The following is a 627-nucleotide window of genomic DNA, read 5'->3' as shown; positions in this document are numbered from 1 at the left end:
CGACCATCGCCACCAGCCCGCGCGCGCGGAATTGCACCGGCGACAGGTTCACCGCGACGGTGACATCGGGCCAGGACGCGGCGGTCGCACAGGCGCTGCGCAGCACCCATTCGCCGATCGGAACGATCAGCCCGTTCTCTTCCGCGATGGGAATGAACTCAGCCGGCGAGACGAAGCCGCGGGAGGGATGTTTCCAGCGTAGCAGCGCCTCGAACCCGGTGAGCTCGGACGAATCGAGCCGCATCTGCGGCTGGAACACCAGATGGAATTCGCGCGCCTCCAGCGCACCGCGCAGATCGTGCTCCAGCGCGTGCCGGCTGCGCGCCTCTTCCTCCATCTCGGGTTCGAACAGCTGATAGGCGCCCCGCCCCTTGGCCTTGGCCTGGTACAGTGCGAGGTCGGCGCATTTCATCAGCTCGTCGGCATCGAGCCCGTGGTCGGGCGCGATCGCGATGCCGACGGAGACGCCGACATGGATCGACTGGCTCCCCAGCGGTGGCGAGTGGCCGATGATTTCGACCAGGCGCCGGGCGAGCTTCTCGGCCGATTGCGGCTGCGGTCCGCGCTGGAGCACGGCAAACTCGTCGCCGCCGAGTCGTGCGACGGTGTCGTGCTCGCCGACATTCT

The 627-nt window shown here is 68.1% G+C and carries 1 protein-coding gene; it reads right to left on the bottom strand.

The genetic code is table 11. The annotated features are described in order from the left end of the window. The coding region (locus MOV75_RS41010) for a bifunctional diguanylate cyclase/phosphodiesterase (protein ID WP_247008555.1) at positions 1 to 627 on the bottom strand (627 nt) is incomplete at both ends.

The sequence above is a fragment of the Bradyrhizobium sp. PRIMUS42 genome (assembly GCF_023006515.1).
Taxonomy (GTDB): Bacteria; Pseudomonadota; Alphaproteobacteria; order Rhizobiales; family Xanthobacteraceae; genus Bradyrhizobium.
Note: the sequence above shows the minus strand (reverse complement) of the source record. Positions and strands in the feature narration are given on the sequence as shown.